At 64.7% G+C, this 23010-nt stretch carries 21 protein-coding genes; 11 read left to right on the forward strand and 10 right to left on the reverse strand.

Going from position 1 to position 23010, the window contains the following annotated elements; translation table 11 throughout:
* Positions 1-53 precede the first annotated feature (53 nt).
* The 5 genes from LG299_RS12685 (at position 54) to LG299_RS12705 (ending at position 5812) form a co-directional block, all read left to right on the forward strand.
* On the forward strand, positions 54-1568 hold the full coding sequence (locus LG299_RS12685) for a SpaH/EbpB family LPXTG-anchored major pilin (protein ID WP_404430771.1): 1515 nt from the start codon (positions 54-56) through the stop codon (positions 1566-1568).
* A gap of 122 nt (positions 1569-1690) precedes the next feature.
* Positions 1691-2671: a class C sortase gene (locus LG299_RS12690; protein ID WP_404430773.1), complete on the forward strand. Its 981-nt coding sequence runs from the start codon at positions 1691-1693 to the stop codon at positions 2669-2671.
* A gap of 99 nt (positions 2672-2770) precedes the next feature.
* Positions 2771-3262 carry a hypothetical protein gene (locus LG299_RS12695; protein WP_404430775.1) on the forward strand — a complete coding sequence of 164 codons (492 nt, stop codon included), beginning with the start codon at positions 2771-2773 and terminating at the stop codon, positions 3260-3262.
* Between the two features lie 520 nt (positions 3263-3782).
* A complete protein-coding gene (locus LG299_RS12700; protein WP_404430777.1) occupies positions 3783-5684 on the forward strand; it encodes a sigma-70 family RNA polymerase sigma factor in 1902 nt (633 codons plus the stop codon).
* Positions 5681-5812, forward strand: coding sequence for a hypothetical protein (locus LG299_RS12705; RefSeq protein WP_404430779.1), 132 nt, complete (start codon positions 5681-5683; stop codon positions 5810-5812). The genes LG299_RS12700 and LG299_RS12705 overlap by 4 nt, the downstream gene beginning before the upstream one ends.
* Positions 5813-5878: 66 nt before the next feature.
* Here the strand turns inward: LG299_RS12705 and LG299_RS12710 are convergent, their stop codons facing one another.
* On the reverse strand, positions 5879-6298 hold the full coding sequence (locus LG299_RS12710) for a hypothetical protein (RefSeq protein WP_404430781.1): 420 nt from the start codon (positions 6296-6298) through the stop codon (positions 5879-5881).
* A gap of 302 nt (positions 6299-6600) precedes the next feature.
* Between LG299_RS12710 and LG299_RS12715 the strand changes: the two genes are divergently transcribed.
* A complete protein-coding gene (locus LG299_RS12715) occupies positions 6601-8715 on the forward strand; it encodes a hypothetical protein (RefSeq protein ID WP_404430783.1) in 2115 nt (704 codons plus the stop codon).
* A gap of 64 nt (positions 8716-8779) precedes the next feature.
* Here the strand turns inward: LG299_RS12715 and LG299_RS12720 are convergent, their stop codons facing one another.
* On the reverse strand, positions 8780-9229 hold the full coding sequence (locus LG299_RS12720) for a GNAT family N-acetyltransferase (RefSeq protein WP_404430785.1): 450 nt from the start codon (positions 9227-9229) through the stop codon (positions 8780-8782).
* Positions 9230-9333: 104 nt separating this feature from the next.
* Positions 9334-10032 carry a hypothetical protein gene (locus tag LG299_RS12725; protein ID WP_404430787.1) on the reverse strand — a complete coding sequence of 233 codons (699 nt, stop codon included), beginning with the start codon at positions 10030-10032 and terminating at the stop codon, positions 9334-9336.
* Between the two features lie 559 nt (positions 10033-10591).
* Here LG299_RS12725 and LG299_RS12730 point away from each other — a divergent pair.
* Positions 10592-10873 carry a hypothetical protein gene (locus tag LG299_RS12730; RefSeq protein ID WP_404430789.1) on the forward strand — a complete coding sequence of 94 codons (282 nt, stop codon included), beginning with the start codon at positions 10592-10594 and terminating at the stop codon, positions 10871-10873.
* An 897-nt stretch (positions 10874-11770) separates the two neighbouring features.
* Here LG299_RS12730 and LG299_RS12735 read toward each other — a convergent pair.
* Complete coding sequence (locus LG299_RS12735; protein ID WP_404430791.1) at positions 11771-12313, reverse strand: OmpA family protein; 543 nt, start codon at positions 12311-12313, stop codon at positions 11771-11773.
* On the reverse strand, positions 12310-12912 hold the full coding sequence (locus tag LG299_RS12740; protein WP_404430793.1) for a hypothetical protein: 603 nt from the start codon (positions 12910-12912) through the stop codon (positions 12310-12312). Before LG299_RS12740 ends, LG299_RS12735 begins: the two co-directional genes overlap by 4 nt.
* A gap of 497 nt (positions 12913-13409) precedes the next feature.
* Here LG299_RS12740 and LG299_RS12745 point away from each other — a divergent pair, with 497 nt between their 5' ends.
* On the forward strand, positions 13410-15191 hold the full coding sequence (locus LG299_RS12745; RefSeq protein WP_404430795.1) for a sigma-70 family RNA polymerase sigma factor: 1782 nt from the start codon (positions 13410-13412) through the stop codon (positions 15189-15191).
* A gap of 58 nt (positions 15192-15249) precedes the next feature.
* Here LG299_RS12745 and LG299_RS12750 read toward each other — a convergent pair whose 3' ends face one another.
* The gene (locus LG299_RS12750; RefSeq protein WP_404430797.1) at positions 15250-15420 is read right to left on the reverse strand and encodes a helix-turn-helix domain-containing protein; all 171 of its coding nucleotides are present in this window, start codon (positions 15418-15420) and stop codon (positions 15250-15252) included.
* 268 nt (positions 15421-15688) lie between these two features.
* Between LG299_RS12750 and LG299_RS12755 the strand changes: the two genes are divergently transcribed.
* A complete protein-coding gene (locus LG299_RS12755; RefSeq protein ID WP_404430799.1) occupies positions 15689-16063 on the forward strand; it encodes a MarR family winged helix-turn-helix transcriptional regulator in 375 nt (124 codons plus the stop codon).
* Positions 16064-16098: 35 nt separating this feature from the next.
* Here LG299_RS12755 and LG299_RS12760 read toward each other — a convergent pair whose 3' ends face one another.
* Positions 16099-16560 (reverse strand): DUF3237 domain-containing protein, encoded by a 462-nt coding sequence (locus LG299_RS12760; protein ID WP_404430801.1) that lies wholly within the window; start codon positions 16558-16560, stop codon positions 16099-16101.
* Positions 16561-16568: 8 nt separating this feature from the next.
* Entirely contained in the window at positions 16569-17588 is a 1020-nt protein-coding gene (locus tag LG299_RS12765) for a LacI family DNA-binding transcriptional regulator (RefSeq protein WP_404430803.1), read from the reverse strand.
* 148 nt (positions 17589-17736) lie between these two features.
* Here LG299_RS12765 and LG299_RS12770 point away from each other — a divergent pair, with 148 nt between their 5' ends.
* Together LG299_RS12770 and LG299_RS12775 are read left to right on the forward strand one after the other, a co-directional pair.
* Positions 17737-19209: an APC family permease gene (locus tag LG299_RS12770; protein WP_404430805.1), complete on the forward strand. Its 1473-nt coding sequence runs from the start codon at positions 17737-17739 to the stop codon at positions 19207-19209.
* Entirely contained in the window at positions 19206-20837 is a 1632-nt protein-coding gene (locus LG299_RS12775; RefSeq protein ID WP_404430807.1) for an amidohydrolase, read from the forward strand. Before LG299_RS12770 ends, LG299_RS12775 begins: the two co-directional genes overlap by 4 nt.
* A gap of 37 nt (positions 20838-20874) precedes the next feature.
* Here LG299_RS12775 and LG299_RS12780 read toward each other — a convergent pair whose 3' ends face one another.
* Together LG299_RS12780 and LG299_RS12785 are read right to left on the reverse strand one after the other, a co-directional pair.
* Positions 20875-22515 (reverse strand): amidohydrolase, encoded by a 1641-nt coding sequence (locus LG299_RS12780; RefSeq protein ID WP_404430809.1) that lies wholly within the window; start codon positions 22513-22515, stop codon positions 20875-20877.
* A gap of 25 nt (positions 22516-22540) precedes the next feature.
* A complete protein-coding gene (locus tag LG299_RS12785) occupies positions 22541-23005 on the reverse strand; it encodes a DUF3237 domain-containing protein (protein WP_404430811.1) in 465 nt (154 codons plus the stop codon).
* Between the last annotated feature and the right edge of the window lie 5 nt (positions 23006-23010).

A 23010-nucleotide genomic window follows, 5' to 3' on the forward strand; every position in this document is an offset into this window, starting at 1 on the left:
GCATATCAACGCAAGACCCCGGGGAAGCCCGGTTCACCCGAAAAGGAAAATCAGTGAACGCATCAAAGAAGTGGCGCGGTACCCGCGCCGCGGCAGCCGTCCTCGCGGGCGCGCTCGCCGCACTGACGCTGGCGATGCCTGCCAGCGCCGCCACGCCGAACCTGATCGACCCCGATACGCTCGGCTCGATCACCCTTCACAAGTACGAAGCGCCGGATGCTGCCACCGGACTGCCGAACAACGGCATGCCGATCGACCCGGCGAACCCCATCCTGCAAGATCTGGTCGAGCTCAACGGCGTGACGTTCTCGTACACGCAGCTCGACTATGACCTCACCGAGAACTCCGGGTGGACGGCTCTCGCGGCGTACACCGGCGATCCGGCCGAGGCACCCGAGTTGGTCGATGGCGCATCCGGGTCTGGAGTCACAGGCGCTGCGGGTATCGACGGTGTCGTCACCTTCGGCAACCTGCCGGTCGGTGCGTACCTCATCGAGGAGACGAACTACCCGATCGGAGTCACCCCTTCGGCGCCGTTCATCATCACGGTTCCCCTGACGAACCCGACGAACGACAACGAGTGGATTTACAACGTCCACGCATACCCGAAGAACGCCATCACGACGGCCGAGAAGACCGTCGAGGATTCTGAGGACGTCAAGATCGGCGACGACATCGAGTTCACGATCACGGCTGACATCCCGAACGCCGAGATCATCGACGCCTACCAGATCGTCGACGTTCTCGATGAGAAGCTCGACTACCTTTCGACGAGTGTTTCGCTCGTCGACCCGGACGGCGTCCTTGCTGACATCGTTCTCGTTGAGGGCACGCACTACACCGTTGTGCCCGCCGCAGCGACCATTGATGGCCCGATCGTCACCATCGCGTTCACCCCGGCAGGACTCGACCTCCTCGAGGCCAACATCCTCTTCCAGGTCGAAGCAGTCATCACCACCGAGGTCAACGAGGTCGGCGAGATCGTCAACGAGGCGACCGTGTTCCCGAACCAGGCCGCGATCACCAACAACACCGGAACGCCGACGAACGAGGTCATCACCAAGTGGGGTGGGATCACGCTGCTGAAGGTCAGCAGCGAGGACGCTGAACTGCTCGAGGGTGCGAAGTTCCAAGTGTGGTCGAGCCAGACCAACGACTTCACCACGGCGACGCAGGTGACCGGAATCGGTACCGACCTTCCCGCGCCGAGCGACACCTGGACCACCGGAACCAACGGTCAGGTCGTCATCGAGGGTCTGCGCTACTCGAACTGGGCTGACGGTGCAGCCGTTGCGCCCGGAGCCGCCGGCTACCTCTACTACTGGCTGGTGGAGATCGAGGCCCCCGAAGACCACGAACTGCTCGCCGCACCGGTGCCGTTCACGGTCACCACGCCGGCCGCGACCACCACGGTCGAGGTCGTCAACGTTCCGAACAACGGTGGATTCGTTCTGCCCCTCACGGGTGGCACCGGAACCACGCTGTTCTGGGCCGGTGGCGCGATGCTCCTCGCCGGTGCTGTGTTTCTCGCGATCTACAGCCGCCGCAAGAGCAACGCTTCGGCGTAAGCACTGAGCTGGCCGTGCGGGGGGAGAGGGTTCCAACCTCCCCCCGCACGGCCCATCTCCGTCTTCACAACTGAACACACCGCAACTCACACCCACTCACTCACCTCGACCAGGACCCCGCCATGACTCTGCTGGAAGCACCGGACGACGCTGAAGCGCAATTCGCGCACGCGGCGCCGTTGCGCCGCGACCGTCGCGCCGCTGCCAGTCATAAGCAGGCAGTGGCGCAGCAGCGATGGGGCTGGTCGCAGACGCTCGTCATAATCATCGCGGCGCTGGGCGTCGGCATCCTGGTATATCCGTCCGCAGCCTCATGGCTGTCGGCGATGAAGCACGATACCGACGTGAGCGGTTACGTACAGTCGATCGAGAATCTTCCTGACGCTGAAGTCTCTGAACTGCTCGACGCCGCCCGCGAATACAACAAGAATCTTCCCGCAGGACCGCTGCGAGACCCGTACGCGCTCGGCGCCGACGGGCAGCAGACCGCGGTCGGCGGCGGCACCGACGTCTACTTCGACACGCTGTCGATCGACGGCTCCGAAACGATGGCGCGCGTGCGCATCCGCGCCATCGACAGCGACCTCCCTGTCTTTCACGGCACCGACGACGAAACCCTCGCCCGGGGCGTCGGTCACCTCTTTGGCAGCTCGCTGCCCGTCGGCGGACCGAACACGCACGCCGTACTCACCGGCCACTCCGGATACGTGCAGTCCACCCTCTTTGACAACCTCAAAGACGTCGAGCTCGGTGACACGATCATCGTCTCGGTCCTCGGCGAAGATCTCTACTACGAGGTCGACCAGATCGACACCGTGCTCCCCAACGAAACAGACCAACTTCGTCAAATGCCCGGCCAAGACCTGATCACGCTCGTCACGTGCACCCCCACCGGTGTGAACACGCACCGCCTGCTGGTACGTGCCGAGCGCGTCGACGCGCCCGTCGGTGAGGACGCCGGCACGACCGTCATCCCCAACAACATCGACCCCGCAGGCTTCCCCTGGTGGGCCGTCGCGCTCGTGGGCGTGCCGCTAGTCGCCTTCCTAATCATCAAGCCGCGCCGCCGTCGTCAGCCGCGCAGACGCGTCGGAAACCCGTAGGCCGTGCTCGCCATCGACGATCGCCTCGATGCGGCACCGAGCGTGCCCCAGACTCAACCCGCCCGTGGGCGTCGGCGTCGGCGCGCCAGCCGAGCAAGGGTGACGCTGCTCACCCTTGCCATCGTGTCGATGACGATCGGGCTCAGCCTCGTCGGCACAACCGTGTTCGCTCCCGAAGCAACCGATCGCGTCACCGGCAACCTGAAGGTCGCGGTGCAGGAACGAGTGCAGGAGATCATCGCACCCGGGGCGCTCTCCCAGATCACGCTCGGCGTCGAGGGCGGCATGCGCGAGCTCGACCGGTGCGACGGAACCTTCACCGAGATGACGAGCTACCGTCTCGACGGTGTGCTGCCGCTGTACGCGGCGCACAACAACTGCGGCGGCGACGTGATCCTCGCCTGGGAGATCGGCCAGCAGGTGCGCATCGCCGGTTCCGACGTCGTTTACGAAGTCATCGAAGAGCGCCACACCCCAAAGTGGTCGAACGTGGACGTGCTCGAAGGCATGACCGGGGAGTTCATGGTTCAGACGTGTTTCTACGGCGAGAACAAGATGCGGTTCCTCGCCCTGGCGCCCGCCGACCCGTAGCCGTAGGCCGAAACCTGAGCGAACCCCTGGCCACGGCATCCTGAGCGTGTCAGCGGATTACGGCTTCGCGGCACACGTGCGTGCGAGGCTCCAGTCGGTTGGCGCGCAGACACACGACAACAGCTCACCCCGCAAGCTGGCGGGCTCCATCAGCAGGCGAGGTGTGCGGATGGAGCGAGGCTCCGTTCTCGGGGACGGGCGACTCCCACACGAACCCGCCCCCTCCTCGTTCTGGTAGGTCTTGACGCGCATTTCTCCCCTGCTGCGTCATGAAATCTTCGCGTGCACCTCTTGATAGATGAGGGACTTCGTCCCGGCACCTACGCCCGACTCCCCAGGTCGGGTCCTGCTGTCTCGAGAGCAAGGGTGCAGGTGTGGCTCCCACCACGCCAAATCCGCAGGGGGCGAGAATCCCAGACTCGCCCTCTGCGCCCCACTCACGTTCGGAAGCCGGACCGTCACGTTTTGCGCGCACGCGCGTCTTGGTAAGCGAGGACGACTAACAAGTCTAGGAGAGACCATGGCGGCACCACGTCGCGAGTCACGCGTTGACGAGGAGACCGTCGAGCGGTCTGATGAAGACCTCGTTACTGCGATGCGCGACGGTGAAATGAGCGGGTACGCGATCCTCTGGGCCCGCCACTCTGCGCCCGCGCGCCGTGCTGCGCGAGCAATCACATCTGCGTTCGAGCCGGACGACCTCGTCAGCGAAGCGTTCATGTCGATCCTCGGAGCGATTCAGCGCGGCGCTGGCCCCACCGGACCCTTCAGGCCCTACCTGTTTGCGACGGTGCGGAACATCGCTGCGACCTGGGCGCGAAAGGGCAAGGACGTCGCGTTAGACGAGTTGACGGAGGTCGCACTCGTCGACTCGGACTCAGACCCGCTCGAGCTACTCTCCACACGGACCAGCATCGCGAAAGCATTCCGCCGCCTCCCCGCGCGCCACCGAACGTTGCTGTGGTATCTCGAGGTAGAAGGCATGAAGCCTCGTGAGATAGCACCACTCATGGGACTCACCCCGAACGCGGTTTCCGCATTGTCGTATCGCGCGCGCGACGGTTTTCGACAAGCATGGCTGGACCTCCATATCGCTGACCCGAGCCGTCCAGAGGATTGCCGCTGGGTCTGCGAACGTGTCCTCATCCAAGGCGACAAGCCGCTCAACCGCGCAGACCTGGGCCGTTTCAACGAGCACCTCGATGGGTGTCAGGCCTGCCAGATTGTCGCGGCAGACATCGAGATCGTGTCTCAGCGGCTCCGCGTCGTGCTCCTTCCGCTGCTGCTTGGAGGAACCGCTGCCACCGCGTACCTCAGCGACACCGCACCCGCTGCGGCTGCGGCGTTGGGCGCGTGGGCTACCACGGAAGCGGCCGTGGACAGCGGGATCCCGGTTCTCACGTCGAGCGTGGGTGAGGGCATCAACATCTTCAGCAGCGCGGGAATCGTCGCTGTCGAGCCGACGAAACACATCGGAGCGGGTATCGGTATCGGCGCTGCTCTCACGACCGCCGCGGCTGCTACTGCCATCGCCGTCCTCGCGGCGTCTGGATCCTGGAGCCCACCGGGAACGATCACGGCAGAGACGCCCGTCGTCGTCTCGACGGAGCCTTACGCTCCCGCCTCGGCGCCATCGCCTGAGCCGACTGGACTCCCGCCGACCGCGACACCGCACGAAGGAACTGAGCTCCCGATGCTGGAGGTGACGCCGGCACCCGAAGCGAGCGTCATCCCTGCTCCGCCGATCTCCATGCCTCTGCCCCCGCTAACCGAAAGCGCGCCACTGACTGATACCACCTTTCGACTGACGACAGTCATGGACTTCTCCGCGCCAGTTCCGCCGTTGCTGGAAGGGACGGGCACGCCAGGTGCAAGCGTTTCGATTCTTGATGAGAACGACGTCGTGCTCCTTACGACCGCGGTCTCACCCGAGGGCAGCTTTATCGCAGATGTCTCCGGAGACTTGCTCCACCAAGGCATGACGGTCCGGGCCCGACAGACCGTCTCCAACACGATCGAGCCTCAGTTCACGGAGCCTGTCGGGCCTTTCGTATTCCCCGTGCCTTCCATCGCTGGCTCCGGACCCGCTGGTATTCTCACCGCTGTCGACGCTGACGGAGACGGCGAAACCGATGACGTTTCCATCCTGATCGATGCAATCGCAGGGACGCAGGTCGTGGTCTCTTGGGACTCTGGCACGAACATCCACTTCCTGCATCTCCCGGCGCAACCGGACGACGACACGCCAATCCCGAACGAGCCGGAGCACTTCCAGGTGACCGACATTCCGCTCGGGAGTCACACTGTCGTGCTTCGCTATGCGGACGCGATAACGGGGCGGCTGGGGTTAGCGACGCCTGAGCAGTCTGTCACCGTGGCGACTCCCGGGTGGGGCGACCTGGCAAGTGGGATGGCTCCGTGACCGGCGATGACTCCAACGACCCCATTGATGGATCTGCCGTTCGGGGAATTTTGTTCGCGCTGCTCTTCGTCGCCATCGCCGTAGTTGCGGTCGCGGTGGGGGTGTGGTTCTACAGCGGGCTACTTTAGTTCCGCAGTTGCGTCGAACCCGACACGACGAGTCGCTGTCTGTAAGGCTCAGTCGCGCGTGAGGTTCTACGCCCGCCCTTGGGCATCCTTCGACACGAGCGTCGACATGTGAATGCGCAGCATGTCTCGGTAGACGTCCCATTCCCACGCCGATGCGTCAAATCCACCCACCTCGTCAGCCGGGATCCAGGGGCCGTCGTCAATCCTTAAGAATGCCCAGGTCGGTGAGTCGTTGTCTCCACCGGCAATATGCACGCGGGCTTCGCCTTTGCTCTCGGCGGCTTCAGCAGAGCGCTGCTCCTGTGTCCATCGGGTGAGCTCAATCGAACGACTCGTGCGGCGCGCCACTACGGGTGTCGGTAGGGACAGATGAACGACCGCGGTGTCGCCGCGCTCAATCCAGTACGCAGCGTCCCCCATGGTCGGGGACAGCAGCGGGAGGAACTCCGCGAGCACGGGAGCGTAACCGACCGCGGGATGGGCCACGCGCCAGCCGATTCCGTGGTCAAGCTCTTCGCGCTGACTGATGTCAGGGGCGTTCGGCGGACGTCGGCTCCCGTGCTTCCTGAACCACCCCAAGGCACCTCCCAGCGACGCATCGCACGATCCAGCCTATGGGGTCAATGCCGGATGCGTAAGCCGCCCTGAGCGCCGCTCCGCCCAGCCCAGAACCCCGGTAAGACACTCGGAACGAAGGTGATTGGTGCCGGCGCGTCATAATCGGCGGTATCCGTGCGTCCACCCATATATGGGAGCTATCTGGGGCCCCACCTCAATCGGAGTGACACATGCATCGAAAAGACCTAGTCCGACGACTCACGGCCGCGCTGGCCGCGGTGACCTTGACCGCAGGCGCCGGGGTCGCGCTTACCGCACCCGCGAGTGCGGTGACTCTCGGTAGCGTGACCACGACGTTCGAAATCGATGGCAATAAGACCAGCGACGGCGGCACCGATTGGGATGACGTCCTCGCCTCAGGTTCGAATGTCGTGTTCGGTTACGACAGCGGCGCTGACGCGGCCGGCTGTTCCACCGGAATCGATGACACGGTCTTCGCTGGCGGCGCGAAGATTGACGACGAACCTTGGGTGGTGAGCGCGAGTCCGGAACCTAGTGGGAAGGGTGATGCCTGCACCGGAGCATCCGCATACGAAATCGTTGACGTGGACGGCGCCGACCACGTCATCCTCTACCAGTACTGGACCCGCTACCAGGGTCTCGGTGACATGACGACCTACCAGGTCCTCTCCGGCGCGGACGACTCGAGCCGGTACGACGATGTGCTCATCCAGTTCGACTACCAGTCCGCCGGCGCACAGACCGATGTGAGTGTCCTCCGCTGGAACGGCTCTGCGTGGGAACCGAGCGCTGACACGCTCGTCTACGAAGCCGCCGTTGGTGCCAACACCGACACGCCCTCAACGGGCAACGACGCGACGTTCGGTGAGCTCGCGATCGACCTCACCGCAGCCGGGCTCTTTCCCTCGGGCGAGTGCGCAACGTACTCGCCGGGCGGATTCATCACCCGCACAGGAAACAGCCAGAACGCCTCCACGGAAGACATCCTCAGCTACGGTGGTGACCTCGTCATCAGCAACTGCGGAAGTCTGACGGTCGAGAAGGTCGGCGCGCCCGCGGGGGTGACGAGTGAGGATATCTTCGCGTACACCGTCACCCAGAGCGACGGTCAGCTGCTCCACGACGAGACCCTGAGCGGAACGGTCACCGACACCTACGACGGCGGTGCTGGTATCGGTGCGAACATTGGCGTCGGCGACGAGCACGCATGGTCGCCGCTCTTCGCTGGCGACGACTACGTGCTCGCAGAGACCATCGCACCCGAGCTTCCGTGGGCGCACACCTCGACGGTATGCACCGTCACCAACCCAGCTACCGGGGACGTCGAGGTCACCGACGAGACGTTCGCCGTTTACGCGGGCGCGACCACGGCATGTGTCATCACCAACACGCTCCAGGAAGCTTCGCTGACGCTCACCAAACAGGTCGAGGGAGCACCTGCGGACTACCCATGGTCCTTCGATGTGACTATCGACCCGGCACCAGCGGACGCTGCAGCCACTCAGGCTGTGACTGCCGCCGCGCCCACAATCAGTTGGGCGCACCTCAGCCTCGGAACGACCTACACACTCACGGAGGCGGCTGCGCCCGAATGGGCTGCCGGTGACATCGTGTGCGTGGGCGTAGCGGACGAAGACCTTCAGGTTGCGGGCCTGCAGTTCACACCGACGACCGCAGCCGCTCTCGATTGCACCCTCGTGAACACGGCTACGCCCGAAGGCACGGTCATCGAGAAGACGGTGACCTCCACCATCTCCCTCGGGGAGGGTGTATGGCAGGTCGACTACCTGGTCACCGTCACCAACCTCTCCGCCGTCGTCGGTGCCATCTACGACCTGACGGACACTCCCGCTTTCGGGGCTGGTATCGACATCGAGGGCGCCACTGCAACCGGACCCGACGGCTCACTCGCCGCGAGCTGGAACCCCGAGTCGGGAGTGACGGTCCTCGCCGATGACCTCAGCCTTCCCGCAGGCACGGTGCACAACTACACCGTGAGCATCGTGGCATCCGTGCCAGACGCAATGTTCCTGTTCGCTGACACAACGTGCCCGACAGGCGACAGCCCTGACGCAGGCGGGTTCCTCAACACTGCTCTGCTAGAGGTAGCGGGCGAGACCCAAGAGGCACAAGCATGTAGCGCACCGACCGCGCCGCCGACGCCCGAAGTGCCGGTGACAAACCCGCCTACCCCGGTGCCCCCCACTCCGCTCGCAGCGACCGGCGGAACGGCACCTAGTGGCTTGACTGCAGGCCTACTGTTGGTCGTCACGGGCATCGCGCTCACCGCGGTCTCGGTACGTCGACGCCACGCACGTCGCTGACCAGCGTGCCCGGCTCCGCGACTCGCGGAGCCGGGCCGTCTTCGTGCGCAGGTTAGGGTGTTGCTCAGCCGATCATGAAGACCTGCGTCTTACCTTCACGAAACCCGAGACGCGCGTAGAAATCGAACGCCGGTACGTCTCGGTCGGTCAGGAGCGTGAGGGCCTCGGCGCCGGTCTCAGCCGCCTCTTCGCGGATCGCTGCGAGCAGGGCACGCCCGACTCCTCTACGCTGGGCGGACGGAAAGACGAAGAACTCGTCGATGTAGATCTCCGAGGCGTCCTGCCACGTGCGCGCATGAAAGTAGGCGGCGCCGACGACCCGCCCGTCCACGAGGGCAACGAGGACAGTGGAGCGAGGCATGGCGCGGAACTCAGCCAGGTACCGCTCGGCTGACTCTCGGCTCCACGCGTCATTCCATGGCTCGCTGTTATAGGTGGCGACGAAGCCGTCCAGCACTGAGTCCTCGTCATCGCTCGCCCATTGCCGCACTACGACATCAATGTGTTCCGTCACGAACCGCTCGCTTTCTCCGCGTACCTACCCTGTTCGCGCGCGCGGCCGATTCGTGTGAGCTCGTCATCGGTTCCTTCCGCGCTCCCGGCACGATATTCGCGTGATCAGTTGCACGCAAGCCAAGTTTGGTGCACTGCATCGCCGGGACTGGCGTGGATGGTCAGCCTGAGCGTACAGTCGTCAATCGCGGCATTCGGCACCATGAATCCGACATAGCCGGCCGAGAGGCCACCTGCCGGGATCCCCTCGCGGGGGAGCGGGTTAGGGATCGTCTGCGCAGGATAGTGATGGGACATCAACCAGTCCGCAAAGACAATTTCTCCGGACACCAGAGCCACTTCGATGAGCCCTGCGCTTGCGACCTCATCGCTAGTATTCGTCACGCTTATGTCCACGAGAGCCCATTGCCAGTCATCAGGGGGAGGTGTCGGCATGTAGGTCGCCGCTGCAACACGGTCCTGCGCGCCCCATTCCACGGCGCCCAGTTGAACATGCCAACCTTCCGACGCCACCTCGGCGCCGACCTCAAGAGGCGCGCTCGCGAGCGGCTCAGCAAGCGGCGCTGTCTGCGCGGGCACCTCCGGCTGATCGCTGTTGGCTTGCACCTCTCCACCCGCTGTGTTGAACAGGCTGACTGCGATGAGCACCGCCGCGACCCCGGCGAGCCTTTCTCGCTTCGGTGTGAAAATGTGCCTGAGTCGCGCGCGCGTACTCGACCTTCGGGGCGCGGCGTCGGACCGTGCCGCGTCGAAGGTGAAGATGAGGTGCAGTGCGTCTGTATCCAAGCGCAGCGTTTCGTTCACAGTTCTACGACAAACATGATGAGCGAGACCGCAACGAGCGCGACGACCACGGCCGCACTAAGCGCGACGGCGAGCAAGCGGATCCTGTCTTTTCTGCGGGCGATGGTCAGTTCCCGCCGAAGAGCGGGCGAGCCACTTTTGTAAGCAACGACGGGCGGCTGCTCATGTTTCGGTATTTTCGCCACGATGTCCCTGATCCGGGTGCACGGTGCCCCCTAGATGAGACGCGTAGGAGGTCAAACTATGACGGCATCTCGACGGAACAGCCTCCATCGGCACCCATGCCAGACGTCAACCACGATCGGATGGTCTACCCCGGTGAGCTGCAGCTGCAGAACCGCGAATCCACCCACGCCCCGACGAAAATCTCCGCCCCGCGTCATGAAAGTCAGAATCGATGCTCCCAGTTAATGAGGCGTCCATGTCTTCGGACAAGATTTCAGTGTGACGTCATCTGGTTCGCCTCAAGGGGCGGGATATCCCCAGTGTCCCGCCCCACCCTGGCGCTGCGACGAAGTCGATGTGCGTCGATAGCGCGGAACGAAACAGGTGATGCCCGGTGACGGAACTGCAAGGTAGGCGGACAACCGCCCCGCCGGCTCCCGTCATATCGCGCGTCCTTGCCGCCGCGACCACCGCGTTCACTGCCTTCGGGTTCGGCCTGGTCGTCCCGGGCCTCGTCTTCGCTCTCATCTTCGGTTCATTCGGCGATGTCGCGTTTCCGGGCGATGACGTCGATCCCACGCAGGCGATCATCGTGTTGGCCGCAGGCCTGTTGCAATGCGCTATCGGAACGTCTCTCGCTCTTGCAATCGAGCGAGCGCACCGAGCCGGCAGCTAGCTGGCGAGTGTGGGTGTTCATGTGAGCCGCGGTGCGTTGAGTCGACCCCCGGCGTCGCACACCGCCTCACGTCGCGCCGCCGTCATGAAACGCTGCGAACTGCGTCTTAAGTAGTGAGGTCGCTTGCGACCGGCGTCGGATATCTCAGGGTCGACGCAACTGCGGGATGCAACGCGCTCTGTTCAATCAGCGCGCGAGGGGGCGGGTTCACAGCCCGTCCCCTCGAAACCGCAATGCGTCGGAGCACACAGAGCACGGCATGGTGGCCAATGCCGGTGTGTTCGATCGAGGCTCCAGCTCGCGTGACTCTCCCCCATGTGAGGGCGCCGCCGCTCTGTGGCTCGCAGCGACTAGAGCCGAATGCGACCTTTTCGAGGCGAGTAGCCCAGCAACGTCGCTTCTCGTGCGCGTCTCTCGCAGACGATGCACACCCGAGATTGCGGGCTCGTCAGGCCAACTGCGTTGCTCCTGACGGCGAAGTGGTTCCCGCATCCACTCATGCGGTTGGCGCCAGCAAACCAGTGGGCAGTCCCACCACGGCCCCGTACCTCCCAGAAACAGTCCTCGAGGCGGCGTTCTTCAGATCGGGCGCTCACTCGGCGGCGACCCGTCGCTGGATTACGCCCCAGGTGCGAAGTCCCGTGCGTCGGTTCTTGCCGCAGTCATCGCTATGGCGGTGGGTCACACGTGTACGGCGCGCGGCGCAGCCGGGGCAGGGGACCTTCATTCACTACTCCTGGGTGTGCAAGCCCCCGCCGGTTCGCCGAGGCCCTCACTCAAGAGACGCAAAGTGGAGCTTGATATGACGCGGCGTCGGGGACACCGACTCGGTGTGCGACGCCGAGTAGCTTTCTAACCCAGTGCTTCCGCGAAGATCTGAAGATTGAGCCGCTGATGCTATCCGACCCGCAGTTCGACGCGACGATTAAGTGCGCGACCCTCAGGATCGTCCTCGCCGGCTTTGGTGTTCGAGGCGATCGGCTGCGATTCGCCGTAACCGGTGACGGTGAGCACGAGGTCCGGGCGCGCACTGCGGACGATCGCAGCGATCGCTTCTGCTCGCTGATGCGACAACACCTGGTTCGATGTGTCGTCGCCGATCGAGTCAGTGTGTCCGCCGATCAGGATCGGCGATCCCTGGGAGACGTCGACCAACACCTCGGCGATTCGGGCCGCGCCGGCCTCGGCGACGACGGACTCCGCGAAGCCGAAGAGGATGTCGGTGTTGAGGCCGATCACACGCTGACCCTCATCGACGGTCTCGGTGATCACATCAACCGACTGCGGAAACACGATGTCTTGCCGCGGCAGAACAATGTCTGACATCGTCGATGCGAGTTCCGCACTAGTCACGTCAGGCGCATCTTCCGGCGATGCGAACACCATGCCGGACGCTGCGAACACCACGGCCGCCAGCATCCCTAAGGCGGTCTTGATCATGGGACGGGCACGGCGGCGATAGCGGGCAGATCCGGGTTGACAATGACATCGACCTCGTCCGCGTCCTCGGGGTACGCGAACGTTGCCACCGCGTACAGGGGCTGCCCGGCAAGTGCTCGAATCTCGGTGCTCGTGCTCAGATCATGCACGTCGTCGTACCGAACCAGATTCTTGTAGTCGATCAAAGCCGGGCTGAACTGTCCACCGAGAGCGTCCCAGAGTCTTAGAGGTTCGACACCCGCACCTTCTCCAGTGATCGTGACTCGGAAAGTGATGACAAGGGCATCCTCGACGTGTCGCATTTTCACAACCTCGAGCAGGCTTGACTCCACGTTGCGGTCATAGAGGTCCGCCTGGATCGGCACTTCTACCGCGGCGATCGCTTCCGGCGGGTTGTCCAGGTCGATGCCGGCATCGGTCGCTCCCGAAGCATCCGGGTCCACTTCGATCACATCGTTGCTGGTCTCGGAGTCTGCGGTCGACGTGGCAGTCGAGTCGGGTGTCGGCTCATCGCTGTCGCTGGATGCTGCGCATCCCACGAGCCCGACAGCCAGAACAAGAGCTACCGCCGCGACCTGCATCTTGACTGGTGACTTCATGGGGATCCCCCGATTCCTTCGCGAGTTTTTCACCCTAGCTCGTGGCTAGAGAGTGCACAGGCGGGTAACCCCGGGATGACACACGTCGCTCGCCCGATGGCACAATTCACGCATGCGGTGCCGCCTTAGATGTGCCGAGTAGTTCGTTGAGCGTCGGTACATTCCAGCCAGCTCGTTCCAGCGAACCGACGGGCTCGCGTCTTCTCTGGGTGGCGAAGACTGAGAGCCTCGGGTGTCGGGGCGGGAGAACTGTCACACGAACGAGCGCGTTTCGGTGGCTGAGTTTTGTAGATTTCGTCACATTGTGCGCAGGGATCTCCCAGATGATCCCGGTATTTTGGCGTCGTTGGTGTATGTACCTGGGTGGGGGCTCCCAGACGACACCAGCGTCTCCCGAACCCCGCCTGGGGGATCTCTGGTTGCGCCGCGTGCCACGCGGCTCGTCTCTGGTCACTGGCGGGTGCCGTGCTGTGCCTGCGACCCTGAGGAGCCCGCTGATGAGCGCTTCTGTCTTGACAAGAACTCGTCTCCATGAGACGCCGCTCACGGACCTCTCTGACGAGGAGCTCGTCGATGCGGCGCGTTCTGGCGACAACAGCGCGTACGCGGTGCTGTGGCAGCGGCACGCTGGGGCGGCCAGACGCGCTGCGAGATCGATCACGCACAAGATCGACCCGGACGACCTCGTTAGCGAGGCCTTCACCAAGGTGCTCGTGGCTATCCGGAACGGCAACGGTCCGCGTGAGGGCTTCAGGGCCTATCTGTTCACGGCGATGCGCAACGCGAGCACAACCTGGGGCAGTAACGCTGCGAGTCAGGACGTCACTCTCGACCACATCGAAGAGATGCCGGATGCTGGCGCTGAAGACGCGGTAGCAACCCTGGATGAGCGATCTCTACTGATCGCAGCGTTCAAGCAGCTCCCCGAACGCACCCGGACCCTGCTGTGGTACCTCGAGGTCGAAGGCATGAAGCCCCGCGAGATCGCACCGCTGATGGGGCTCAAGCCGAACGCGGTGTCCGCTGCTGCGATGCGGGCGCGGGAAGCTTTCCGTCACGCATGGCTAGGCGCACACATCGCCGATCCCAACCGCCCTGCCGAGTGCAAGTGGGTGTGCGAGCGGCTGCTCACGAACGCCAAGAAACCAATCACGAGAACAGACAAGCCGCGGTACGACCAGCATCTTGACGACTGCTCACGCTGCCAGCTCGCGGCGGGAGATATCGCAGTCGCCTCCGCAAAACTTCGCGCCGTGCTGCTTCCGTTGTACCTCGGCGGACCAGCCGCGGCTGTGTACTCTGCTGCGGCTCCCGCGCCCGCCGCGGTGGCACTGGCTGTCACGTCACCCACCCGCTGGGCGCCCTGGGCGATCGGTGCAGGCCTGGGCACCGCACTGATTGCGGCAGCGGCATTCAGCGCCGGAACCGGCGAGCTGGAGCAGTCCCCTCCTGTGGCCGCAGAGTCCGTAAAGATTATCGACCCCGCGCAGCCTGTTTCTGCGCCGGAGACTGTGGTGGCCGGGGTGCCTGAGCACGTTGAGACGCTAGCACCTGTGCCCATTCCTGGGCCGACTCCGCCGCTTGAGTTTCCCCTGACGCCACAAGAGACAGTTATCGTCAACCCGGAAGCAGATACTCCCTTGGCAGTTCCGGCTGCCCCGCCGGTTCCCCCGCCAAGCACTCCACCACCTGTGCTGCCTCGAACGCAGACCTTTAGCTTCTCGTGGGCCGTGAGCCCTGAGACGCTGGTGCCGCCGCTCCTGAGTGGCACAGGCGATCCGGGCGCCACGGTCAGCGTCGTCGATGAACTAGGCACAACGTTGGCGAGCACACTCGTCGACGCAGGCGGCACGTTTCTCGTGGACATCTCCGGCGATCTGCTCCGCCAGGGGATGTCGGTGTCTCTCGTGCAGGTAGCTGGTGCGGGTGTCACAACACAGAGCGATCCCACGCCGCCGCTTTCGTTCGCCGCTCCTGAACTCGTTCAGGTCCGTCAGGCGAAACCGGTGCCGATGGTCGACGCCGATGGCGATGGGGTTCTCGATGACGCCGAGTTGAGGTTCGCCAACGCCTCGGCAAGTGCACGGACCGGGGTCTCTGTGTCTATCGACGGCGGTGAGCCCCTGGTGCTCGCGCCGAGTGAAGACCCGATCGTCGGCTACATCATCGATGCGAAGCTCGGTTCCCACACGGCGCTGCTCCGATACGTCGATGCTGACGGCCGCCAAGGCATTGCGACCGAGGAACGCATCGTCGTCGCTGCGGCTGAGGGGCTCTAGAGAACCTGCGGCTGAGGGGCTCTAGAGAAGCTGCGGTCACGGCGTTCGGAGTTGCAGTTCACCGACCCGACGAGTCACCTCGATGGCGGAGGGTCCGTGGATAGCCGCAGCCACAGCCAGAGGCGGGTAGCAGGCTGATCGAGCGCCACGCCAAGTTCGTTGCGACGACGTCGAGCCGATATCTCACTGTGTTCTGATGAACGTGCAGGCGGGTTGCCGACTCGCGCACGCTCCCGTTACAGTCCAGATAGGAACTCCAGGCAGCTTGACAGGGCCCGACATCCCCGAACTGACACTGGATGTGAGTTCGAATCCACCGTCACCGCCATGAAGCCCTGATTAGAGTGTCTTTTCGGTTCCGTTGAACGGAAGTGAGTAGAGCCATCTCCGGCGGGGGTCGCGCTATTGTCCGTTTGCCGCGTGATTCCGCGGATTGTGGGCACTCGCTCCAGAGCAAAGCTCGAGGAAGCTCATTTGCCCCACTTCTGACTCACGGGGTGGTTAGCCGGCCGACCGCGGGTAACGCCGCCCTGTCAGCGCACGGTCTGCGCGTGCGTTCCTACTCCGTCCTCGCCCTTGTCTCGGGCGCCGCACGCGTGTCGCAACGAGAGCTGGCGGAGTACCTGCGTCTTGATCCGAGTCAGGTCGTTACGCTCGTCGATGAACTCCAGTCGCGTGGACTTGTAACCCGCGAACCGGATCCGCGAGATCGTCGCGCCAATGTCGTCGTCGCGACCGAGAAGGGTCGCGCGTTGCACGCTCAGGCGTCTACCTCAGCGCGGGCGGCGGAGCGAGAACTCCACGACGAACTCTCCGAGACCGACCGAAGTGTGCTGACCGACCTGTTGCGGCGGATGGCGTTTCCGTCGTGATGCCGGCGCAGTGCTCAAAGTGCGTGGCTCTGTCCTCAGGTAACGCGGTACGCGACGTAGCGCACGCGGCATTTTTCCCGAACGTACGACGCAATGTAGACGGACCGCTCGAACTCGGGTCGGGTCGCTGACTCGAGTGTGAGTGCCGCACGGAAGTAGTAGCTGTCGGGGTTGACGTCGTCGCCACGGAGGAGCGCCTCGAGTACGGCGGGGTCGCCGCTTCGAACTCCTCTTGCGTGGATGTAAAGGAGCTCGCCATCGGCTGCGCGTGCGCTATAGCGCCCGTCGATCTCGATCGATCCGTCGGGGCGCACTGTCTGCCAATCGGCACCACCTGCGAGGATCGTCCCCGAGAAGATCCCGGTGATGGTGCCGCCGGTCACCGGGATGATGCGGCGATGACCGACGCGCGTGATCCCGTGATCTTCGAGGCCGCCGAGCTCAGCCGTGACCTCGAAGGCGAAGTCGAGCGAAGGAACCGGTGGATCGAGTGCCATTGACGTACCTACTTCCGAAGAGGACGTGTAGAGGAGCGCTCGCGGTAGATCAGATCGAAAAACTCGACGGTCTCCGCGGCGAGGGCGTAAGCATCCCCGCCCTCGATCAAAGCGATCAGCATCTCACCGGCTCGCACCCCCGCATCCTTCGCCCGCAGATCCATGGCCGAGATCGGAGGCTGCACGATCGGCAACGTCAGGCTGTCGGTGTACGACACGAGCTGGATGTCATCGGGGACGGTGTGCCCGAGCTCGCGCAGCGTAGAGAGGATGCCGACGCCGAGGCCTTCGGGCATGCACACGATCGCATCGACGTCCGGATGCTGCGCTCCGAGCTGCTGGATTATCTGATGAAGCTCCTCGGCGGACGGCACGCCCGCGAGATCGACGAATGACACTGGAATGCCGCTCGCAGCGGCCCAGTCCGCGGCCGCCTGCGCCGCCATCCGCACCCACATCTGGTTGACCGGAGGTCTGATGACCGCGATCGATGTCGCGCCTCCGCTGCGCAACCGCTTGAGCAGAATGCTCATCGCGCCCCGGTGATCGCCGGCCACGACCGCGGTGGGGTCAGGCATGTCGAGCGGCACCAGCTCGGAGGTGACGACGGGCCGACCGGATTCGAGGATCGCGCGTGCGAGCTCGTCGCCGCTGACCACGTCGGTCATGACGAACCCGTCGACGTGCAGGCTCTGGGCCTTGCTCGCGGGGAAGTCAGCCGGAATGAGCGAGACGGTCAGCTCTCGGTCTTTCGTACTCTCGACCACGCCGACCGCGAAGTTCATGTAGTACTCCATGAAGTTCATGCCGCCGGGCAGCCAGAGACCGATCGAACCGGCGCGAGCGCGGCGAAGATTACGTGCGCCACTGTTGGTCGAGTACCGGAGGCTTCTCGCCGCCTCGAACACGCGGGCTCTCGTCTCGGCCGAGACTCGCCCGCTGCCGGTCAGTGCGCGCGAAGCGGTTCCGCGCGAGACCCCAGAGAGATCGGCGACGTCCTGCAGCGTCGACGGCGGTGTCGATGGCATGTGGCTAACCCCCTGCAGGTGATCCTATGTGCGATCAGGAACCAATATTGCACAATCGATTGCGCATCTGTGATTCCTCGGGCACACTGTCCTCCAAGACCCGCAGCAGTGTCGCCGTGGGACTAGCAACCCGACTGAAGGATTCGCCATGACCCTCGACTCGTCACTCCTCGCCGAGGAGCCATCCGGAAAGCTCAAGAAGGCCGCGCTCGGCACCTGGGGAGTCGTCTTCCTCGTGGTCTCGGCGGCCGCACCGCTCAGCGTGCTCGCGGGCATCGGCCCCCTTGCCGTCCTCATCGGTGGGGTCTCGGCGCCGATCGTCTACGCCGTCGCCGGCATCGTGCTTGCCGTCTTCGCCGTCGGGTTTCTCTTCATGGCGCGCAACTTGAAGCCCATGGGCGGCTTCTACACGTACATCTCGGTCGGGCTCGGCCGGGTCATCGGCCTCGCAGCGGGATTCCTGGCGTGGGTGTCGTACAACCTGCTGCAGATCGGGCTGTGGGGCCTGTTCGGCGTCATGGCGCAGGGAATGTTCGCCGTCGTGTTCGGCATGGACGTGCAGTGGTGGATCCTCGCGGTGATCGGCGCGATCCTCGTCTTCGGCCTCGCGGCCGTCGGTGTCGACGTCGGCGCCAAGGTGCTCGGCGTGCTGCTGGTGCTCGAAACGGCGCTGCTCGTGGTGCTCGCAGCATCCATCCTCACCCAGCGTGCCGGTGAGCTCGAGTTCGGAACCTTCGCGCCCGAGAACATCTTCACGCCCAGCATGTTCGCGATCCTCGGCTTCGGCTTCGCCGCATTCATGGGCTTCGAATCGACGGTGCTGTATCGCAGTGAGACGCGCGACGCCGACCGGTCGATTCCGCGGGCGACGTACATCGCCGTGGCGTTCCTCGCGATCTTCTACACCGGCACGCTCTGGCTCGTCATTCAGGCTTTCGGCGACAGCGAAGTGCAGGGTGTCATCGCCGAAGACCCGGCTGCCTTCTTCTTCACGGCGATGGGTGCCTACGTCGGCGAATGGGGCGTATCGGTGATGTTCGTCCTGATCGTCTCGAGCATCTTCGCCGGACAGCTCGCCTTCCACAACGCGATCAACCGCTACAGCTTCGCGCTCTCGCGTGACGGCATCCTCCCCGCATTCTTCAACAGGACCAACCGGATGGGTGCGCCGTGGGTCGCCGGCCTGATTCAGAGCATCGTCGCGATCGCCGTCGTCATCGCCTTCGGAGTCGCCGCGCTCGACCCGCTCACGCAGCTTGTGATTCTGGTCAACTCGCCAGGCGTCTACGGCATCATCACCCTGCAACTGCTCGCGTCGATCTCTGTCGTCATCTTCATCGTTCGCAACCCCCAGCTCGCGCGGCGCTGGTACGTGCTGCCCGCGGCGATCTTCTCGCTCGTGGCGATGGCCGTGCTGCTCACCGTCCTGGTGATTACGATCGACTACCTGACCGCCGCCGGCCCCGCCATCAACGCGGTCATCCTCGCCGTTGTTCCCGTAGTGCTGATCCTCGGAGCGGTATACGCGCTGTTCCTTCGTGCGCGGAAGCCCGAAGTCTTCGCCCGAATCGGCGGCGCAGACCCCGAGTCGGTGCGCGGCGAAATGGTTGACGCCCGATGAGCGCGGAACGTCCTGCAGACCTGGTGATGTTCGGTGGTGTGGTGGTGACGATGGCGTCTGACGCAGACACGACGTCGGATGCTGAGGGCCTCGCGATCCGCGACGGCGAGGTGGTGGCGCTCGGTAGTCGCAGCGCTCTGCAGCCGCACATCGGCGACGGCACCCGAGTGATCGAGCTCCCCGGCGCGGCCATCCTGCCCGGGTTCGTCGACAGTCACATCCACCCGGTGTTCGGCATCGAACTCACTCAAGGAGCCGATCTCAGCCGGTGCCGTACCCTCGCCGACGTCGGGGCAGCGCTGTCGGCCGAGGCGGCCGGGCTGGCCGACGACGACTGGCTTCTCGGCTGGGGTCTTGACCCGAACGTGTTCGGCGAAGACGCCGTCTCAAACGAGGTCCTGAACACCGTCGCGGGGAAGCATCCGGCATTCCTTCGGTTCTTCGACGCGCATGCCGCACTGGCTTCCTCTGAAGCGCTGGCGCTCGCCGGTGTCACGGGCGATGAAGAGTTCACTGACGGATCACGGGTCGTAACCGACCCGTCCGGTCGTCCAACGGGCTACCTGCTGGAGCTTCAAGCCATTCATCTCGTCGAGTCGGTACTGCCTCCGCTCAGCTTCGATCTGCGCGTCGAGGCGCTCTACGAGGTGCTGATGCACATGGCGCGTGCGGGGTTCACGTCGGGGCAGGTGCAAGACCTCGCCCCCGACGCAATCGAGTTGCTGCAGGCGATCGAGGCGACACGCGACCTTCCGATTCGACTCCGGATGTCCCCCTGGTACGTGCCCGGAGCTCCGAGCGAAGAGGTCGAGCGACTCGCTCACCTGCAGGGTGTGCATGGACGCCGCTGGGTCGTCGAGGGCGTCAAGCTCATGATCGACGGCACGGTCGACAACGGAACGGCCTGGTTGCACGAACCCGACTGCCTCGGCGAGTCCACGAGCTCGCTGTGGCTCGAACCCGAGAAGTACCGCGCCGCGCTCACCGAACTTGACCGCCGCGGGATCCCCACCACCACCCACGCGATCGGAGACGCAGGAATCGACTTCGTCGTGCGCGCAATCGACGGGCTGATCGAGCGTGGGGCCACGCACCGGATAGAACACATCGAGACGATGACGGATGCTGCGCTTGAGGTGTTCATTTCTTCAGGCGCCACCGCCAGCGTGCAGCCCACCCACTGCACGCTCTTCACCCGGGCAGACGGCAGCGACAACTGGTCGCGACGACTGGGCGAGGAACGTGCGAGCAGGGGCTTCCGCAATCGAGACCTCGTGCGCGCGGGGGTTCCCCTCGCCCTGGGCTCGGATTGGCCGGTCGCTCCGAGCGATGCCGTAGGGATCCTGGCGGATGCCCAACTGCGCCGTCGGCACGACGAGCCCGACGCGGTACCGATCAATCCGAGTCAGGCCCTCGACGCGGTGGAGGCGTTGCGCGGGCTGACCGTCGAGCCCTATCGTTCGATCGGCAAAACGGGCGGTGTGCTCACCGTCGGTGCCACGGCCGACATCACAGTGCTCGATCGCGATCCTCGGACGGTGACGCCCGAAATCCTCGGTGATGCTGTCGTCCTGCTGACGATCGTTGGGGGACGCATCGTCGTTGACTCTGGCGAGCCTGTTTCGTGACACCGCGTCCGCGGTCGGCCATAGGACCTGAACGAGCTCATGCCTGGAAGACGACCTCGCCGGCGACGACGGTCACGGCGGTCCGGACCGACATGATCTGCTCGGGTGCGAACTCAAATGGATCGGCTGTCGCGACGGCGAGGTCGGCGCGCTCGCCGATGCGCACACGACCGGGCCGGCCGAGCACGAGTGCGCTCGACCCACTCGTGTAGGCGCCGAGCGCCTGAGCGAGGGTGAGGGACTGGTGCTCGGCGTCCAGTGTCTGAGGAACGCTACCCTCGGGGATCGGCGGCAGCGCGAGGCCAGGAGGCGGCGGTGCCCACCGGTTCACGGTGACGTGTATCGCGAGCCATGGGTCAGCGGGTGAGACCGGCCAATCCGAACCCATCGCGAGCTCGGCCCCGCCCTCGAGCATCGTGCGGAACGGGTAGCCCTCGAGCACTCGTTCAGGCCCGATCATCGTCTCGAGAAACGGATCGGGCGCGGCCCACAGGCCTTGGATGTTCGCCGTGATGCCGAGCGGGCCGAACCGCTTCGCATCGTCAGGTTGCACCATCGACAGGTGCGCGATGTGGTGTCGGGGTCCGGCGCCGTTGGCGGCGCGTGCGGCTTCGATCGCGTCGAGCGCGACGCGAATGCCACGGTCGCCCATGATGTGGAGATGCAGAGCGAAGCCCGCGGCATCCATCTCAGACACGAACGCGAAGATCGTCTCTTCGTCGAAGTGCATCTCGCCCGTGAACCCGTCGTGGTTGCAGTACGGCTCGAGCAGCGCCGCCGTTTCGCCGTGCGGCACGCCGTCGATCATCGCCTTGACGGTCGAGGTGCTGAACCCGGCATCCGCGTTGCGTGCGCGGAGCTCGACGAAGCGATCCACGAGTGCAGAGACGTCGTCACGGTGGAGCCCCGGTGCGATCCAAAGGGCGCCGGATGCTTCGCTCTTGAGAGTTCCCTCGGCGAGGGCGCGAAGGTAGCCGGGAGTGCAATCGGCCTTGCCGTTGTACTCGCCGAGGATCGCCTCGTGCCAGCCCGTGACGCCGAGCGTCCACAGGTACTCCTGTGCATTGAGGAGGCCCGCGTAGATCTCGTCGTCGGTCGCGGGTGGGATGAGCCTGCCCACCAGTTCGGCGGCGCTCTCGTTGAGGTAGCCGAGGGGATCGCCCGCGTCATCGAGAAAAATGTGGCCGTTGTGCGGTTGCGGAGTATCGCGGGTGATGCCGGCTAGCTGGAGGGCCTTGGAGTTGACCCAGAGTGTGTGGTGGCCGGCGTCGCTGAGGGCGACCGGTCGGTCGGGAACGATCTCGTCCAGCTGGTGACGCGTGGGCATCGGGAAGAGCTCGTGACTCCACCCTCCGCCGGTGATCCATTCGGTCGCCGTGCTTTCGACCCCGACGCGGATCAGCGCGAGCGTCTCTTCGACGCTCTGCGCGGAAGTGAGGTCGATACTCAGGCGCTCGACGCCGGCGAACACGGCGTGAGCGTGGGCGTCGACGAAACCGGGGTGGATGATGCCGCCCGAGGCATCCACCACCCTTGTCGTATCGCCCGCCAACTCGAGCACGCGCGCATCGGATCCGACCCGCACGATGCGGTCGCCGATGACCGCGACGGCGGTGCTCTCGGTGCGGATCGTGCCATCGAAGACGCGGCCGTTCACGATCACGAGGTCTGCGGTCATGGGTGTGCCTTTCGGGCGAAGCGAGTCAGACAATTCGGAAGACGCGGATGATCACGTGGCCAGGATCGGAACGCGCATATCCGATGAACTGGGATTCGGTGAGCCACTGCAGCTCCGGGTGCTCGGTGCGGAACTGAAAGGCCGTGCGGTAGTAGAGGTCTTGTTCGCTGACTTCTTCGCCGGCCAGCATTCGTTCGAAGGTCGTAGGGTCGGTGCGCCAGATACCGCGGTTGACAACCTCGATGCCCGCGGTTCCGTCGGAGACCGCGGCTTCAATGACGTAGCGAGCATCGAGCTGGACCATCAGCCCCTTCCCGCGCCACCAGTCGCCGCCGCTGTTCAGCACCGTGCCGCTGAGTCGCGGACCGTCGAAGGTGCCCCCCGAGACCCGGGCGAAGTGCAACCCCTCACCCGGAGTCTGCCCGCCGAGGGGCAGCGCTTCATCGACCTGGCAGCGCAGTTCGAAGCAATACTCGAAGTCGGGTTTCATGAGGG

The sequence above is a fragment of the Microbacterium lacus genome (assembly GCF_044794305.1).
In the GTDB taxonomy this organism is placed as follows: Bacteria; Actinomycetota; Actinomycetes; order Actinomycetales; family Microbacteriaceae; genus Microbacterium; species Microbacterium lacus_B.

Bases quoted from the DNA above. Each gene is read 5' to 3' on its own strand.
- LG299_RS12690 (WP_404430773.1), top strand. From the start codon at position 1,691: ATGACTCTGCTGGAAGCACCGGACGACGCTGAAGCGCAATTCGCGCAC.
- LG299_RS12700 (WP_404430777.1), top strand. From the start codon at position 3,783: ATGGCGGCACCACGTCGCGAGTCACGCGTTGACGAGGAGACCGTCGAG.
- LG299_RS12715 (WP_404430783.1), top strand. From the start codon at position 6,601: ATGCATCGAAAAGACCTAGTCCGACGACTCACGGCCGCGCTGGCCGCG.
- LG299_RS12735 (WP_404430791.1), bottom strand. From the start codon at position 12,313: ATGATCAAGACCGCCTTAGGGATGCTGGCGGCCGTGGTGTTCGCAGCG.
- LG299_RS12740 (WP_404430793.1), bottom strand. From the start codon at position 12,912: ATGAAGTCACCAGTCAAGATGCAGGTCGCGGCGGTAGCTCTTGTTCTG.
- LG299_RS12745 (WP_404430795.1), top strand. From the start codon at position 13,410: ATGAGCGCTTCTGTCTTGACAAGAACTCGTCTCCATGAGACGCCGCTC.
- LG299_RS12760 (WP_404430801.1), bottom strand. From the start codon at position 16,560: ATGGCACTCGATCCACCGGTTCCTTCGCTCGACTTCGCCTTCGAGGTC.
- LG299_RS12765 (WP_404430803.1), bottom strand. From the start codon at position 17,588: ATGCCATCGACACCGCCGTCGACGCTGCAGGACGTCGCCGATCTCTCT.
- LG299_RS12770 (WP_404430805.1), top strand. From the start codon at position 17,737: ATGACCCTCGACTCGTCACTCCTCGCCGAGGAGCCATCCGGAAAGCTC.
- LG299_RS12775 (WP_404430807.1), top strand. From the start codon at position 19,206: ATGAGCGCGGAACGTCCTGCAGACCTGGTGATGTTCGGTGGTGTGGTG.
- LG299_RS12780 (WP_404430809.1), bottom strand. From the start codon at position 22,515: ATGACCGCAGACCTCGTGATCGTGAACGGCCGCGTCTTCGATGGCACG.
- LG299_RS12785 (WP_404430811.1), bottom strand. From the start codon at position 23,005: ATGAAACCCGACTTCGAGTATTGCTTCGAACTGCGCTGCCAGGTCGAT.